The organism is Microbacterium sp. NPDC079176, assembly GCF_040686675.1.
Lineage (GTDB): Bacteria > Actinomycetota > Actinomycetes > Actinomycetales > Microbacteriaceae > Microbacterium.
Window position 1 is genome coordinate 288,049 of sequence record NZ_JBFBLM010000006.1, and the last position, 15,220, is coordinate 303,268.

Sequence of the window (15,220 nt, forward strand, 5' to 3'; positions counted from 1 at the left end):
AAGTCAGGTTCGGGTTCAGGCGAGGTTGAGCAGTACCGGCGCAGCGACGGCGGCGAGGACACCACCGATGAGCGGACCGACGACCGGGACCCACGAGTAGGACCAGTCGCTGGAACCCTTGCCCTTGATCGGGAGGATGGCGTGGGCGATGCGGGGGCCGAGGTCACGTGCCGGGTTGATCGCGTATCCGGTCGGTCCACCGAGCGATGCACCGATGGCGACCACGACGAGCGCGACGGGAAGGGCGCTGAGCGGGCCGAGGCCTCCGGGGACGCCGATCTCGATGTCGCCGTAGTCAGCGAACGCGAAGACCGCGAACACGAGGACGAACGTGCCGATGACCTCGGTGACGAGGTTCCAGCCGTACGAGCGGATCGCGGGACCGGTCGAGAAGACGCCGAGCTTGTTGGCGGGGTCGGGCTCCTCGTCGAAGTGCTGCTTGTAGGCCAGCCAGGTGAGGATCGCACCGACGATCGCGCCGAGCAGCTCAGCACCGGTCGCGACCGCGAACTGAGAGAAGTCGATCTTGCCTGCGACGAGAAGGCCGATGCCGACAGCAGGGTTCAGGATGGCGCCGGAGTAGGCGGAGGCGAGGACACCCACGAAGACCGCGAGACCCCATCCCCAGTTGACCATCAGGAAACCGCCGCCGAAGCCCTTGTTCTTGGCTAGCGCGACGTTGGCGACCACACCACATCCGAGGAGGATCAGCAGCGCTGTGCCGACGAACTCCGAGAGGAAGTAGAGACCGAGATTCACTTCAGTCATGTCTTCATTGACCTTTCTTGAGTGCCAGGGCCCCTTAGCCCTGGCACTTGTTGGGAATTACACCGCGTGGAGGGCGGTGTTCGGATGTCTCGTCAGCCGCGTGCGCGTGACGAGATCTGGAGTCCATGGCGTTCGTTCAGCAGCGCCCGCGTCTGCTCGAGTTCGGCATCGTGCCGTGCGCGATCCCAGTCGAGCAGAGGAGACAGCGCGTCTGCAAGCTCTTCGAGCACATCCGCGTCGGCGTTGCCGGTGAAAGCGATGCTGGTGCGGCGCAGAACGACGTCCTGCAGTCGCGCGACCATCTCGTTCTCGACCATCCATGCCAGCTCGCGCGTCGAGAGGTCGCCTCCGACCAGAGGCGCGTCGTCTCCCTGCTCGATGAACTCCCAGACCTGCGCGGCGCGGGTTCCGTATCGGGCGAGAAGACGCTCGGCGCGATCGCCGGCTCCGGGCAGGTTCTCCTGGATCCAGATGCGACGTGCCTTCTCGGTGCGCGGGAAGTCACGGCCTCCGCCGATGGCGCGTCCGGCGGTGGACACGGTGCGGGTGCGACCGATCAGACCGAGCACCACATCGGAGAGCGATTCGCCGAGGGCTCGGAAGGTGGTCCACTTGCCTCCGACGAGACTCACGAGAGGGGCGGCACCCTTCTCGTCGACTTCGATGCGATAGTCGCGAGAGACGAATCCCGGCGCGGTGTCCTCGTGCCGGGGGAGCGGACGGATCCCCGAGAAGTTGAAGACGATCTGCTCGCGGGTCACGTCGATCGTCGGGAAGACGTGGTGGATGAGGTCGAAGAAGTAGTCGATCTCCTCCTCGGTGCACACCGGGACCTCGCGGGGGTCTGCATCGATGTCGGTCGTTCCCACGAGAACGCGACCCTTGAGCGGGTAGATCAGGACGATGCGACCGTCGGAGTGCTCGAAGAAGATCTCGCGTCCGCGCGTCGCCTCGAGGAGCTCGGGGTGGTCGAGGACGATGTGGGATCCCTTGGTGCCGCCCATGAAACGCGTGTCGTTGCCCAGCGCGTCGTTGGTGAGATCGGTCCACGGACCGGATGCGTTCACGACGACATCGGCGGTGACGGTGAACTCGGTCCCGCTCTCACGATCGCGGAGGACGACCTTCTCGCCGTCCCGCGCGATCGCCTCGACGTAGTTCAGTGCGACGGCGCCGGGGTGTGCGGCGCGTCCGTCCTGCAGGACGTCGAGCGCGAGGCGCTCCGGGTCGTGCATAGACGCGTCGTAGTAGGTGGCCGTGTACTTGATGTTCGGGTCGAGCGAGGGGAGCTCGGCGAGCGAGCGCTTGCGGCCCAGGAACCGGTGACGGGGCACCATGCCGCCGTCGCGGGAGAACGTGTCGTAGATCGTCAGTCCGACCTTGATCAGGAACGCTCCACGCTCCTGGGGCTTGCCGCTCTTGTGCGTGAGGAAGCGCAGGGGAGCGGACAGGATGCCGGAGAAGGTCGAGTAGATGGGGATCGTCGTCTCGAGCGGCTTGACGTAGTGCGGGGCGATCTTCAGCAGACCGTTTCGCTCTTCGACCGATTCGCGCACGAGTCGGAACTCGCCGTTCTCGAGATAGCGGATGCCGCCGTGGATCATGTGGCTCGACGCCGCCGACGCGCCGGAGGCGAAGTCGCCTCGCTCGACGAGCAGTACGTCGACGCCCTGCAGCGCCAGATCACGGAACGCGGAGATCCCGTTGATCCCGGCTCCGATGACAAGGACGCTCGTGCGTCCGGACTCACGGACGGCGCGGACTGCCGCGCGTTCCGGTGATGAGTGTGTCGACTCGATCATCTTCGACCCTTCTCTGTGCGTGCTCCCAGCTTCGACCTGATCGCCCACCACGCGCAAGCCTGTTGCACATATGTGCAAAGATCGACTCGAGGAGGTCGTCATGCGCCAGTCTGACGCGGGATCGCGCGATTCCAAGCTGATCGCCGCGCTCACCGCGGCACAGCTCTACTACATGCAGGACAAGACCATGGAGGTGATCGCGCAGGAGCTGAAGACCTCGCGATCATCGGTGTCTCGCCTGCTCAGCTTCGCCCGCGAGAGCGGACTCGTGGACATCCGCATCAATTCGCCTCTCGAGCGACTCGGCATGCTGGAGCAGCGCATCCGGGACAGGCATCGCCTCGTGGCCCACGTCGTGCCCATCCCCGAGATCGTCAGCGAGGTCGAGAGGCTCGAGCGGGTGGCCCTGACCGCAGGGCGACTGCTGTCGCAGTTCGTCGACTCGAACATGATCGTGGGTGTCGCGTGGGGATCCACGATCAGCGCGGTCAGTCGTGGTCTCACGCAGAAGGAGACGCACAACACGACGTTCGTGCAGTTGAACGGTGCCGGGAACACGCAGACCAGCGGGGTCGAGTACTCGAGCGACATCCTCCAGCGCTTCGGCAGCGCGTTCGGTGCGCAGGTGCAGCAGTTCCCCGTGCCCGCGTTCTTCGACGATCCCTCGACGCGCGAGGCGATGTGGCGAGAGCGGAGCACTCTGCGGGTGCTCGACCTGCAGTCGAAGATGGACATCGCCGTGTTCAGTCTCGGCTCTCCGGCCGCGGAGGTCCCCAGTCGCGTGTACGTCGGCGGCTATCTCGGTCGCGATGACTACCGGAGCCTCCGGGAGGACCATGCGATCGGCGACGTGGCCACGGTCTTCTTCCGCGCGGACGGATCCTGGAGGGACATCCGTGTCAACGCACGGGCGACGGGTCCGGGTCTCGACCGGCTGCGGCGGGTGCCCCGACGCGTGTGCGTGGTGTCCGGTGTTCCGAAGCTCGCCAGCCTCCGCGCCGCCATCGCCGCCGACCTCATCACGGACGTGGTGCTCGATGAAGGACTCGCGCGCAGGCTCGTCGAGGACTGACCCTACGGCTCGTCGGTCGAGGATTCCGGGCCGGAGCGGAACTCTCGGATCAGATGCTGGACGACTGCACCGAGGTCGCCGCCCGTCGCGTTCGCGATCGTCAGCTGACGCTCGTAGCTCGCGCCGTCCGTGAGGATCGTCTCGATGCTGCCGAACTCACGCACGCAGCCGAGTTCGACCGCGACCGGGGCGAGCTCCTCGAGCACCTCCGCAAGATGCTCCCGCACGGGACGCTGGGTTCCGGCGGCGTCGACGATCACCCGCGCGTCCAAGCCGTAGCGCGCGGCGCGCCACTTGTTCTCCCGGTGGTACCAGGCGGGCATCTGCGCGAGGGGGAGTCCCTCGTCCATCTGACGCGAGAGATGCTCGACCAGGACCTGCACGAGCGCGGCCACTGCCGCGAGCTCCGGCAGCGTGGAGAGCCCGTCGCATGCCCGCACCTCGATCGTCCCCCACCGCGGTGCGGGCCGGATGTCCCAGCGCACTTCGGTGGCGTCCGCCATCACACCGGTGCGCACCATGTCGTCGAGGTAGGCCTCGTACTCCGACCAGTCCTGCAGCGGCCACGGGAGCCCCGCAGTGGGCAGCTGCTGGAACACCAGAGCACGGTTCGAGGCGTATCCGGTGCGCTCACCGGCCCAGAACGGACTCGAGGCGGAGAGAGCCTGCAGATGCGGGAGATAAGCGGCGAGGGCGTTGATGATCGGGATGACCTTGCGCTGATCCTCCACGCCGATGTGGACGTGGATCCCCCAGATCATCATGTTCCGACCCCACCACTGGGTGCGCTCGATCAGGGTGTGGTAGCGCGTCTTGTCGGTCACTTCCTGGTGGTACCACTGCGCGAACGGGTGACTGCCGGCCGAGAGCAGCTCGATGCCGGCCGGATCCGTCGCCGCACGAACAGCGGTGATCGCGTTGGCGATGTCGTCCACGGCATGGGCCACGGAATCGCCGATGCCGCTGGTGACCTCGATCGTGTTGGTGAGGAGCTCGCCCGTCACGGTATGCCGTTCTTCTGCACTCTCATCCTCGAGTGCCGACAGCAGCTCGGGGGCGCGGCCGACGAGATCACCGCTCACCGGATCGGCGAGCATGATCTCCCACTCGAGACCGACGGTGGACCGGGCCGATGGCGCGAAATCGAGCTTCACGAGCACAGTCTGACACGCGCTGTCGGCGACACGGCAACCGTCGTGTCGCCGCGTTTCGCTCCTGGGCCGCGGATCTGGCAGAATAGAAGGTCGGACGACGTGCTCGACCCTCTATCCAGCACTCGTCCTCCCTATTTGAGCTTCCGCCGGGTGTGCACCCCACTCTCCAGGCGATCGGTTCGTTACCTTCCACACAATTCAGGAGAATCGTGGCTGTCAAGATTCGTCTCAAGCGCCTGGGCAAGATCCGTGCGCCGTACTACCGCATCGTCGTCGCCGACTCGAAGACCAAGCGCGATGGTCGCGTGATCGAGGAGATCGGCAAGTACCACCCCACCGAGGAGCCCTCGTTCATCGAGATCGACTCCGACCGTGCGCAGTACTGGCTCTCCGTCGGCGCTCAGCCGACCGAGCAGGTCGCTGCTCTGCTCAAGATCACGGGCGACTGGGGCAAGTTCAAGGGCGACAAGGACGCGAAGTCCACGCTGAAGGTCAAGGAGCCCAAGGTTCCGTTCGAGATCGACGCGTCCAAGAAGTCCGTCGTCAAGCCCAAGGCCGAGAAGAAGGTGGAGGCCCCCGCTGAGGAGGCTCCCGCCAAGGCCGACGCGGAGGCCGCAGAGGCTCCCGCCGCCGACGCAGAGTAATTCGTCGTGCTCGCCGCCGCGCTCGAACACATCGTCAAGGGGATCGTCGATCACCCTGAAGATGTCCGCATCAACGCTTCCACGACGCCGAGAGGCGACCTGCTCGAGGTGCGTGTGCACCCCGACGACCGTGGTCGAGTGATCGGGCGCGGCGGCCGCACCGCAAAAGCACTGCGCACGCTCATCGCCGCTCTCGCGGATGGGCGGCGTGTCCGGGTCGACGTCGCGGATGACTGACGTGGTGTCCAAGGACCGCAACCAGGGCAAGAACCAGCTGCGGGTGGGGCGCCTCGTCAAGGCCCACGGCCTCAAGGGCGCTCTCAAGCTCGAGCTGTACACCGACAACCCGGAACGCCGATTCACTCCAGGAGCCGAGTTCACGTTGCAGGTGCCTGAGGCATCTCCGTGGCACGGCAAGACCGTCGTCGTTCGCGAATACCGCGTGATGAACGGCAACCCCGTCGTCTTCCTCAAGGATGTCGACGATCGCGAGGGCGCAGAGACTCTCGTCCGAGCCATCCTCTGGATCGATCAGGACAACGACGAGGTCGAGGACAACGCGTGGTTCGACCATCAGCTCGTGGGTCTCGACGTCGTCCGTGACGGCGTCGTCGTGGGCAAGGTGGCTCGCGTCGAGCATTTCCCTGCGCAGGATCTGCTCATCGTCAGGTCCGGCGAGCAGGACATCATGGTGCCGTTCGTCCAGGCGATCGTTCCCACGGTCGACATCAGCGCCGGGCGCGTCATCGTCACGCCGCCTGCGGGCCTCTTCGAAGAGCTCCCTGACGCGTCCGATGCGACGGAGGCGGGGGAGTCCTCCGACTCCGACGCCACTGACTGATCCCTCGTTCGGCCCGCCAGTGCGCATCGACGTCCTCTCGATCTTCCCGTCGTACTTCGACGGTCTGACGCTCTCCCTGCTCGGGAAGGCGCAGAGTACCGGCATCCTCGACCTGCGTGTCCGAGACCTCCGTGAGTGGACGTCCGATCGTCACCGCACCGTGGACGACACCCCCTACGGGGGCGGGGCGGGGATGGTGATGAAGCCGGAGCCCTGGGGGCTCGCGCTCGACGAGCTGGCATCATCTGCTCCGTCCGAAGAGGGCAGTCGGCCCACGATCATCTTCCCCTCGCCCGCAGGCGAGGTCTTCACGCAGGCCACCGCACGCGATCTCAGCACTCGCGACCACCTCATCTTCGGATGCGGTCGATACGAGGGGATCGACGAGCGGGTGTTCGAATACGCCTCATCGCTCGGCGAGGTGCGGCTCATCAGTCTCGGCGATTACGTCCTCAACGGCGGGGAAGTGGCGACGATGGCGATGATCGAGGCCATCGGTCGCCTGATCCCCGGTGTTGTGGGAAATCCGGCGAGCCTCGTCGAGGAGTCTCACGAGGACGGACTCCTCGAGTACCCGTCTTACACGAAGCCGTCGGTGTGGCGAGAGCGACCGGTGCCGGACGTGCTGCTGAGCGGCAATCACGGCGTGATCGCTTCCTGGCGGCGGGATCAGCAGATCGAACGGACGCGACGTCGGCGCCCGGATCTGCTGCCGGACGACGACCGCTAGACGATCCGTTCGATCCCCGAGTCGATCTCGAACACCACGCCCTGAGGGTGCCGCAGCGAGAGCGCGGATGCGGGGGCCAGGCCCCGGAGCTCCGCACGCAGCAGCCGACCGATCATCTCGTGACTCGCCAGCAGCGGGATCCCGGACGAAGCCCACCCGCACACCGACAGTGCCCGGCGGGCACGTCCCTTCGCCTGGGCGTAGCTCTCACCTCCGGGAAATGCCCAACCATATCGGTTCTCAGCCCGGTCCTCGCGGGCGGTGGGGAATCGTTCATCGATCTCGGACCAGGTCAGGCCGGCCATCTCACCGTGATGGAGCTCGGCGAGCTCCGGTACCTCCACGAGATCTGCGCCGATCCGATCGGCGACGATGACCGCGGTCCGGAGCGCGCGGCCGAGCGGGCTGGAGCACACGGTGGTGATGCCTCGGTCGACGAGGCGCGCGGCGACGCTCTGCGCCTGAAGGATGCCGTCCTCGGTCAGAGGCGAGTCGAGTTGCCCGTGCAGCCGATGATCGAGGTTCCAGCGGGTCTGCCCGTGCCGCACCAGGAACAGGTGTTCTGGCACATGCCGATCCTCCGGAATCATGGACTCAGGATGGCATAGCCGCGTCGCCTCCGTACCCGGTGGAATCGGCGGCTGATAGCGTCGCACCATGGTCGATGAGGTGCTGGCGAAGTCGTTCGAGACGATCGGGGCGGATTACGACCGCTACCGTCCCGGATTCCCCGTGGAGGCGGTCGAGCTCATCGCACCACAGCGCATCGGGACTGCGCTGGACCTCGGCGCGGGCACCGGGAAATTCACGGAACTGCTGTCGGCCCGAGCGGAACGCGTGATCGCTGTCGAGCCTTCCGAGCAGATGCTGTCGGTTCTGCGAGCCAAGCTTCCGGATGTGGAAGGCCTCATCGGCAGTGCCGAGCGGATTCCGTTGCCGGACGGCACGGCGGATGTCGTCGCCGTCGCGCAGGCGTTCCATTGGTTCGATCGGGAGTCGGCCTGTGCGGAGATCTCGCGCATCCTCACGCCGGGCGGAACTCTCGGGCTGGTCTGGAACCACTCGGATCCGTCGAGTTCGTGGGATCGAGCAGCGCACCGTATCGCGCACCCCGCGGTCGCTGACACGGACGGAACGACCAGCACCGCCGCGGCGGAGCTCCCCGGATTCACGTTCGTGACGAGCGAAGCGATCCACTGGACGGAGCAGATCAGCCGCGAGGCGTACCTCCGTCGCTGGTCGACGGTGAGCACCTTCCTCGTGGCCGACGACCATGCCCGTTCGGTGATGACGACCGCCATCGAAGCGGTGCTCGACGGGGACCCGGACACACGCGGGCGCGAACAGCTCGAGTTGCCGATCATCACCGACGTGTTCGTCTATCGGCGCGCATGAGGATCTGGTCACTGCACCCGCAGTACCTCGATCGCCAGGGTCTGGTGGCCTGCTGGCGGGAGGCGCTGCTCGCTCAAGCGGTGCTCGCCGGGCGAACCCGTGGCTACACCGGTCACCCCCAACTGGAGCGGTTCCGTGCCTATCCCGATCCGCTCGATGCCATCGGCGCGTACCTTCGGGGCGTCGCCGTCGAGGCGGACGTGCGCAGCTACACCTTCGACCGATCGCGAATCGATCGACCGGATGCGAGAGGTGAGTCGATCCTGTCCGTGACCACCGGCCAGCTCGCGCTGGAATGGTCGCATCTCAGCGCGAAGCTCGCGGAGCGCAATCCCGACGTGCTCGGACTCTGGTCCGCGGTCTCGGTGCCCGAACCGCATCCTGCGTTCCACGTCCTCGAGGGTCCGGTCGCCGCGTGGGAACGCGCGCTGCCGCCGGCTGAGCCCCGCGGGTCAGCGAACGCCGAGGAATGACCTGTCGGTGAGGACGATCGGGCCATCGGCCGTCACGGCCACGGTGTGCTCCGAATGCGCGCCCCTGGAACCGTCCACACTCCGCAGGGTCCATCCGTCGGGATCGGTCACGAGTTCGTCCGTGGTCTCGAGCAGCCACGGTTCCAGCGCGAACACCAGGCCCTCGCGCAACGGGAATCCACGTCCCGCGCGACCGTCGTTGGGGACGTGGGGGTCGCCGTGCATGATGCGTCCGACACCGTGACCGCCGAAGTCGGTGTTGATCGAATACCCCTCGCCGTGTGAGATCGCGGCGATGGCGGCCGAGATGTCGCCGATCCGGTTGCCGACCACGGCCGCGTCGATGGCCGCAGCGAGAGCGCGCTCGGTCGTCTCGATGATGCGGAGGTCCTCGTCGCGGGGAGTGCCGACGACGAAGGACACCGCGGAGTCGGCCACCCATCCTTCGACGGAGACGGCGAAGTCGAGCGACACCAGGTCGCCGTCTCGCAGCGTGTAGTCGTGGGGGAGGCCGTGCAGTACAGCGTCGTTGATCGAGGTGCAGATCACCTTGCCGAAGGGACTGGCGCCGAAGGACGGGTGGTAGTCGATGTAGCAGGACTCCGCTCCGGCCTTACGGATCATGTCGTGCGCTCGGCGATCGATCGACAGCAGGTTCGTGCCGACCTTCGTCTCGTCGCGCAGGGTTGCCAGGGTCTCGGCCACGAAGCGACCGGCGGCGCGCATCTCGTCGATCTCGGCAGGGGTGCGCAGTTCGATCATCGGGTGTCCTCTCGTCCTCTCCATTCTCCCCGATCTCCGGGTGACGGGCGTCCGCCTCGAGGCCGCGTGCTCAGAGCGAACACCTGGATCATCGGCCGCACGCCGTCGTACGATTTGTGACATGTGGTTGCGTCAGGCGTTCTTCCGGTGGCTCATTCCGGCAGCGTTCCTCCTGCCGCTCTGGTTGCTCGTGGGGTGGGGCGTATTCCAAGGCGGTTGGGCCATCCTCTGGGTCCTCTTCATCGCGGTCCCCTCCGTGTTCGTCGGCCAGCTTCTTCTCACGCTCCTGACTCGGTCTCGCCCGTCGGTGCGGGTCGAGAGGGCCGTCTCGTGGTGGGATGTCGGCGGTTTCACGCTCTGGCACGGGCTGACCATCGCTGTCGGATGCTTCATCGACGGCGCGTTCGGCTGGCTTCTCGCCGCCGCCGTCGTCGTCGGCATCGGTCTGGTCTGGCTGCAGCTCTGGCAGCTGTGGAACGAGGCGAAGGGAAGCGGAGCACGGATCCGCGAGACCATCTCGTGGTCCACCGTTCCCGGCGTCGACGAGCCCGCGCCGGAGACCCGCGTGCGAGAGGTCTTCGTCATCCGGGAGAAGGACTCGCCGGAGTGACGGAAACGCACGCGACGTTTTGGCCGTGTGCGGCATCCATGGCAGAATGAGTGTTTGTGCCGTGACCGGTTCTGCCTCAGGGGAGCCCACGGACGCTTCGGCGCCGTTCAGCACACACTTCTTCTTATTCCTACTTACAGCATGCAACCGACCTGAGGCGAGTGCAGAGAGAGACGATCATGCAGATCCTCGACGCCGTCGACGCAGCATCCCTGCGTTCAGACGTTCCCGTCTTCCACCCCGGTGACACGGTCAACGTGCACGTGAACATCACCGAGGGCACCCGCTCGCGTATCCAGGTCTTCAAGGGCGTCGTCATCGGCCGCCAGGGCGACGGCGTGCGTGAGACCTTCACCGTTCGCAAGATCAGCTTCCAGGTGGGCGTCGAGCGTACGTTCCCGGTGCACTCCCCGGTGATCGACCACATCGAGGTCGTCACCCGCGGTGACGTGCGTCGCGCGAAGCTCTACTACCTCCGTCAGCTGCGGGGCAAGAAGGCCAAGATCAAGGAGAAGCGCGACAACTGACGCGCAGGCTCTCCACAGCACCCCGGGACACGATGTCCCGGGGTGCTGTGTTCTCCCCGGGGTGTGCGACCCTTGATACTGCCGTCTCCGTGCGGTGCGAGACTGTGAAGGAAACCCCATGACGACTGACTCCGCCGCCGCGTCCGCTCGACCGACGAAGCGGCGTCGTGGGTTCCTCGTGTTCCTGCGCGACGTCCTCGTGATCGTCGTCATCGCGGCGCTCGTCTCCTTCGTCGTCAAGACCTTCATCGTCCGCTCCTTCTACATCCCGTCCGCGTCGATGGAACGAACTCTCCTGGTCAACGATCGGATCCTCGTGGACGAGCTGACGCCGCGGTGGACCGCCTACGAACGCGGCGACGTCGTGGTCTTCAAGGACCCGGGCGGGTGGCTCGACGGCCAGCCGCAGACTCCTGCGCAGCCGCCTCTCGTCGAGGCTTTCGACTGGATGCTCAACGTCGTCGGGATCTCGGCCACGGATTCGCAGGATCACCTCGTCAAGCGTGTGATCGGTCTCCCGGGTGACCACGTCGTCTGCTGCAACGCGCTCGGACAGATCACGGTCAACGGAGCGCCCATCGACGAGCTCAGCTACCTCAACCTGCCAGACGGAGACACCGCAGCGTCGAACGATCCGTTCGACGTGGTCGTGCCGGATGGGTCGCTGTGGCTCCTCGGAGACAACCGCGATCGCTCGCGCGACTCGCGGGCGCATCAGGATCTTCCGAGCGGCGGCTTCGTCCCGATCGAGAACGTCGTGGGCAAGGCGTTCTTCACCACGTGGCCCTTCGACCGTCTGGGCACGATCGACGGCCACCATGACAGCTTCAACGGCGTCCCGGATCCGGAATGACCGTCGTCGCTCCGAAGCTCACTCTGGAGCGCAGGCTGCTGAGCGAGTGCGATCTGATCATCTCCCTCGATGAGGTCGGACGCGGTGCGCTTGCCGGGCCGGTGGCGGTCGGAGCTGCCGTGATGGATGCGGCAGGGGCGCGCCGCCGCGTTCCCGAAGGGCTTCGGGATTCGAAGCTGGTCACCGAGAGGCGTCGGCCCGATGTCGCTGCGCGAGCCGCGGCATGGGTGCAGGCTTCTGGAGTCGGTTGGGCCAGCGCGGCCGAGGTCGACGAGGTGGGCATCATGCGAGCGCTCGGTCTTGCGGCGTCGCGCGCCGTGCAGAGCGTCGTCGATTCGGGAGTTCGCCTCGACGGGGCTCTGGTGCTCCTCGACGGCAACCACGACTATGTCTCGCGGGTGCATCCGGTGCCTCTACGGGTGCGACCGGTCGTCAAGGGCGACCGCGACTGCGCATCGGTCTCGGCGGCATCGGTGATCGCGAAAGTGGCGAGGGACACCTACATGGCGGAGCTCCACGAGGGTCACCCCGCGTACCAGTGGGACCGGAACAAGGGATACGCGAGCCTCGAGCATCGCGATGCGATCCGCAGCCTCGGGCTCTCTCCACACCACCGATCATCCTGGGCGATCGCGGATGTCCCGACTCTGTTCTGAGCCTGCGTGCGGCATCGACGCGTCGCCGACTCTAGGATGGAGTGATCATGGATGAGGAAGCCTTCGACGACTACGACCGCGAGCTCGAGCTGGCGCTGTTCCGCGAATACCGCGATGTCGTCGCGCAGTTCCAGTACGTTGTCGAGACGGAACGCCGGTTCTACCTCGCCAACGAGGTGAACGTCGTGCGTCGTGACACCGAGCACGACTTCTACTTCGAGATCTCGATGAGTGACGTCTGGGTGTGGGACATCTATCGTGCCGACCGCTTCGTGAAGGCTGTGCGCGTGCTGACGTTCAAGGACGTCAACGTCGAAGAGCTTCAGCGCCGCGAGTTCGAGCTGCCCCAGGAGCTGTCGCTCGACGGGGAGTGACCACTTCTGCACAGTCCGGCTTTCTGATGGGCTGTCCCCGCACTCCGTAACGTCCCCACTCCTGAAGCGCGGTCGTCGATCCCGATCGACAGGCTATCTTCATGGCAGCGAAAGACGAGCTCGGTAGATCCGGCGAAGAACATGCGGTTCGGTATCTGACCGGCATCGGATATGTGGTCCTCGACCGCAACTGGCGATGTGCGCAGGGCGAGATCGACATCGTCGCCTGTCGCGGTCACCACCTCGCCATCGTCGAGGTCAAGACACGACGGACGATCTCCCATGGACACCCGTTCGAGGCCGTGGATTCCCGCAAGATCCGACGACTGTGGCGATTGGCTCATGCGTGGGCGGTCGACCATCCCGAACAGGCGGTCGGCCTCGTGATCCGGATCGAGGCGATCGGGATCATCGGAGCCGACCCGCAGCACAGCACTCTCGAACATCTCGTGGACGTGTCGTGAAAACGGCCCGCACGTGGGCGGTCGCGCTCACCGGGGTCGACGGGCACATGGTCGAGGTCGAAGCCGACATCTCGAACCAGACCCCCGACTTCAAGATCATCGGCCTGCCGGACAAAGCGCTCGGCGAGGCGGTTCAGCGGGTTCACAACGCCTGCAAGAACACGCAACTCGATCTTCCGCGCCGCCGCCTCACGGTCAACCTCTCGCCCGCCAGCCTCCCCAAGCAGGGAGCCGGTTTCGACCTGAGCATCGCGGTCGCCGCTCTCGCGGCAGGGGGAGCGCTGTCCACGCGGTCCATCGCGGGAACGGTGCATCTCGGCGAACTCGGACTCGACGGCCGGCTCCGTCCCGTGCCCGGGGTGCTCCCGTCCGTCTTCGCCGCTGCGCGTGCGGGGTTCGACACCGTGATCGTGCCGTGGGGCAACGAGGCGGAGGCGAGGCTGGTGCCCGGAATCGAGGTTCGCGCAGCAGCGAGTCTTTCGCAGGTCGCCGTCTGGCACGGCGCGGAGATCGACGTGCTCGATGCCGATCCGGTCGCCTCGGCGACACTCGCGCCGGAGCATCGCGAGAGGCTGGACCTCGCGGACGTCGTCGGCCAGGACGAGGCGGTCGAGGCTCTGATCGTCGCGGCAGCAGGAGGCCATCACATGCTGCTCAGCGGCCCGCCAGGCGCAGGTAAGACCATGCTCGCGCGGCGACTCCCCGGCATACTTCCGAGTCTCTCCGACGACGAGGCTCTCGAAGTGGCCTCGATCCGCTCACTCACCGGCGACGCTGTGCGAGCTCTCGACGCCACGCCGCCGATGGAGTCGCCTCACCACAGCGCCTCGGTTGCGGCGCTCGTCGGAGGCGGCACGAGGTCTGTTCGTCCTGGCGCCATCTCTCGCGCGCACAGAGGTGTGCTCTTCCTCGACGAAGCAGCGGAGTTCTCGAGAGTCGCGCTCGACGCACTGCGGCAGCCGCTCGAGTCCGGCGTCATCGAGGTGAGTCGATCGGGCGTCACCGCACAGTTCCCCGCACGCTTCCAACTGGTCATGGCGCTCAATCCGTGCCCGTGCGGCAACTACGGGGTGCGCGGTGCGGAATGCACCTGCCCGTCGTTGGCGATCCGGAGATACTCGACCCGACTGTCCGGTCCGCTTCGCGACCGGGTCGATATCGAGCTGCATGTCTCGCGCGTGTCTGCTTCTCGGGCGATGATCGGCGACCGTACGGAGGTGACGAGCGAGCGAGCTCGAGCGAGAGTCATGCAGGCGCGTGAGCGGGCGGCCTCGCGGTGGCGGGGGACACCGTGGGTCCGCAACAGCGAAGTTCCGGGCGCCCGATTGAGGCAACTCGATCTGCGGATCGCCGCAGAGGCAAGGGCGCCACTGGACAGGGCTCTCGAGCGGGGAGCTCTCACTCTTCGAGGCTATGACAGGGTTCTGCGGCTGGCTTGGACCATGGCGGACCTCGCACAGGTCGACAGTCCAGGCCGGGAAGAAATAGGACGGGCACTGTTCTTGAAGAGGGGATACCTATCGTGATCGAGTCTCTCAGAGGCGATGCGGCGGTGCGGCGATCGCTGCGACAGGTGCGACCAGTCGATGACCTGGACGAGGCGCTGGCACGAGTGTCGTGGTCAGTCCTCACCGAGCCGGGGGACGGAGTCGCCGGAGCGCTCATCGCGGAGCGGGGCGCAGTGGCATCACTGGGGCTGGCGATCGGCGGAGGGGCCGTGGCGAGTTCGGAGGTCAGTGAACGGACTCTCGCCGAGGGACGAGCCAGGTGGATGGTCCGCGCGGATGCGCGCAGCGTTCTCGATGCGATCCGTGCAGCAGCCGAGGTCGGCGCTCGGCTGCTTCTGCCGGGGGACGACCTCTGGCCGAGATCTCTCGACGACCTCGGGGTGCATGCGCCGACAGTGCTCTGGGTTCGCGGAGACCCGGCGCTGCTCACGGCTCCGAGCCGAGTCGCGATCGTGGGCGCGAGGGCGGCCAGCGGTTATGGAGAGATGCTCGCCGGTGACTTCGCCGGCGAGCTCGCAGCCACCGGCACGGTCGTCGTATCCGGCGGAGCTCGAGTTCTCTATCCTTCAACTATGTTGCAGGCGTGA

The 15,220-nt window shown here is 66.4% G+C and carries 20 protein-coding genes; 15 read left to right on the forward strand and 5 right to left on the reverse strand.

Annotated features, from left to right (window positions below):
• Window positions 1–15 precede the first annotated feature (15 nt).
• The gene (locus AB0P11_RS16300) at window positions 16–768 is read right to left on the reverse strand and encodes an MIP/aquaporin family protein (protein ID WP_053095936.1); all 753 of its coding nucleotides are present in this window, start codon (window positions 766–768) and stop codon (window positions 16–18) included.
• Window positions 769–860: 92 nt separating this feature from the next.
• Window positions 861–2,570, reverse strand: coding sequence for a glycerol-3-phosphate dehydrogenase/oxidase (locus AB0P11_RS16305; protein ID WP_053095938.1), 1,710 nt, complete (start codon window positions 2,568–2,570; stop codon window positions 861–863).
• A 100-nt stretch (window positions 2,571–2,670) separates the two neighbouring features.
• Here AB0P11_RS16305 and AB0P11_RS16310 point away from each other — a divergent pair, with 100 nt between their 5' ends.
• Window positions 2,671–3,642 carry a sugar-binding domain-containing protein gene (locus AB0P11_RS16310; protein WP_053099094.1) on the forward strand — a complete coding sequence of 324 codons (972 nt, stop codon included), beginning with the start codon at window positions 2,671–2,673 and terminating at the stop codon, window positions 3,640–3,642.
• A 2-nt stretch (window positions 3,643–3,644) separates the two neighbouring features.
• Here the strand turns inward: AB0P11_RS16310 and AB0P11_RS16315 are convergent, their stop codons facing one another.
• Window positions 3,645–4,796, reverse strand: a complete 1,152-nt coding sequence (locus tag AB0P11_RS16315; RefSeq protein ID WP_053099095.1) for a glutamate--cysteine ligase — start codon at window positions 4,794–4,796, stop codon at window positions 3,645–3,647.
• 209 nt (window positions 4,797–5,005) lie between these two features.
• Between AB0P11_RS16315 and rpsP the strand changes: the two genes are divergently transcribed.
• From rpsP to trmD, 4 genes are read left to right on the forward strand one after another with little or no spacing between them, the layout of a single operon-like run.
• The gene (gene rpsP, locus AB0P11_RS16320; RefSeq protein ID WP_053095939.1) at window positions 5,006–5,440 is read left to right on the forward strand and encodes a 30S ribosomal protein S16; all 435 of its coding nucleotides are present in this window, start codon (window positions 5,006–5,008) and stop codon (window positions 5,438–5,440) included.
• Between the two features lie 6 nt (window positions 5,441–5,446).
• Window positions 5,447–5,677 (forward strand): RNA-binding protein, encoded by a 231-nt coding sequence (locus tag AB0P11_RS16325; protein ID WP_053095941.1) that lies wholly within the window; start codon window positions 5,447–5,449, stop codon window positions 5,675–5,677.
• Complete coding sequence (gene rimM / locus AB0P11_RS16330) at window positions 5,670–6,281, forward strand: ribosome maturation factor RimM (protein WP_053095943.1); 612 nt, start codon at window positions 5,670–5,672, stop codon at window positions 6,279–6,281. The genes AB0P11_RS16325 and rimM overlap by 8 nt, the downstream gene beginning before the upstream one ends.
• Before the next feature lie 19 nt (window positions 6,282–6,300).
• Window positions 6,301–7,011, forward strand: a complete 711-nt coding sequence (gene trmD, locus AB0P11_RS16335) for a tRNA (guanosine(37)-N1)-methyltransferase TrmD (RefSeq protein WP_053095944.1) — start codon at window positions 6,301–6,303, stop codon at window positions 7,009–7,011.
• On the opposite strand, the gene AB0P11_RS16340 is transcribed toward trmD, so the two are convergent.
• Window positions 7,008–7,580, reverse strand: coding sequence for a histidine phosphatase family protein (locus AB0P11_RS16340; RefSeq protein ID WP_363522991.1), 573 nt, complete (start codon window positions 7,578–7,580; stop codon window positions 7,008–7,010). The two genes, trmD and AB0P11_RS16340, sit on opposite strands and share 4 nt — an antisense overlap.
• 88 nt (window positions 7,581–7,668) lie before the next feature.
• Here AB0P11_RS16340 and AB0P11_RS16345 point away from each other — a divergent pair, with 88 nt between their 5' ends.
• Entirely contained in the window at window positions 7,669–8,406 is a 738-nt protein-coding gene (locus AB0P11_RS16345; RefSeq protein ID WP_285362930.1) for a class I SAM-dependent methyltransferase, read from the forward strand.
• Window positions 8,403–8,879 carry a pyrimidine dimer DNA glycosylase/endonuclease V gene (locus AB0P11_RS16350; protein WP_053095948.1) on the forward strand — a complete coding sequence of 159 codons (477 nt, stop codon included), beginning with the start codon at window positions 8,403–8,405 and terminating at the stop codon, window positions 8,877–8,879. The genes AB0P11_RS16345 and AB0P11_RS16350 overlap by 4 nt, the downstream gene beginning before the upstream one ends.
• On the opposite strand, the gene map is transcribed toward AB0P11_RS16350, so the two are convergent.
• The gene (gene map / locus AB0P11_RS16355) at window positions 8,859–9,641 is read right to left on the reverse strand and encodes a type I methionyl aminopeptidase (RefSeq protein WP_363522994.1); all 783 of its coding nucleotides are present in this window, start codon (window positions 9,639–9,641) and stop codon (window positions 8,859–8,861) included. The genes AB0P11_RS16350 and map overlap by 21 nt on opposite strands.
• Window positions 9,642–9,762: 121 nt before the next feature.
• Between map and AB0P11_RS16360 the strand changes: the two genes are divergently transcribed.
• The 8 genes from AB0P11_RS16360 (at window position 9,763) to AB0P11_RS16395 (ending at window position 15,220) form a co-directional block, all read left to right on the forward strand.
• On the forward strand, window positions 9,763–10,251 hold the full coding sequence (locus AB0P11_RS16360; RefSeq protein ID WP_072591208.1) for an MFS transporter permease: 489 nt from the start codon (window positions 9,763–9,765) through the stop codon (window positions 10,249–10,251).
• A gap of 179 nt (window positions 10,252–10,430) precedes the next feature.
• Entirely contained in the window at window positions 10,431–10,778 is a 348-nt protein-coding gene (rplS, locus tag AB0P11_RS16365; protein WP_053099097.1) for a 50S ribosomal protein L19, read from the forward strand.
• A 118-nt stretch (window positions 10,779–10,896) separates the two neighbouring features.
• Entirely contained in the window at window positions 10,897–11,631 is a 735-nt protein-coding gene (gene lepB / locus AB0P11_RS16370) for a signal peptidase I (RefSeq protein ID WP_053095952.1), read from the forward strand.
• Window positions 11,628–12,287, forward strand: a complete 660-nt coding sequence (locus AB0P11_RS16375; protein ID WP_053095954.1) for a ribonuclease HII — start codon at window positions 11,628–11,630, stop codon at window positions 12,285–12,287. Before lepB ends, AB0P11_RS16375 begins: the two co-directional genes overlap by 4 nt.
• A 47-nt stretch (window positions 12,288–12,334) precedes the next feature.
• A complete protein-coding gene (locus tag AB0P11_RS16380; RefSeq protein ID WP_042541663.1) occupies window positions 12,335–12,661 on the forward strand; it encodes a DUF2469 family protein in 327 nt (108 codons plus the stop codon).
• A 101-nt stretch (window positions 12,662–12,762) separates the two neighbouring features.
• On the forward strand, window positions 12,763–13,125 hold the full coding sequence (locus AB0P11_RS16385; RefSeq protein WP_363522997.1) for a YraN family protein: 363 nt from the start codon (window positions 12,763–12,765) through the stop codon (window positions 13,123–13,125).
• Window positions 13,122–14,651 carry a YifB family Mg chelatase-like AAA ATPase gene (locus tag AB0P11_RS16390; RefSeq protein WP_082586578.1) on the forward strand — a complete coding sequence of 510 codons (1,530 nt, stop codon included), beginning with the start codon at window positions 13,122–13,124 and terminating at the stop codon, window positions 14,649–14,651. Before AB0P11_RS16385 ends, AB0P11_RS16390 begins: the two co-directional genes overlap by 4 nt.
• The gene (locus tag AB0P11_RS16395; protein ID WP_363522999.1) at window positions 14,648–15,220 is read left to right on the forward strand and encodes a DNA-processing protein DprA; all 573 of its coding nucleotides are present in this window, start codon (window positions 14,648–14,650) and stop codon (window positions 15,218–15,220) included. Before AB0P11_RS16390 ends, AB0P11_RS16395 begins: the two co-directional genes overlap by 4 nt.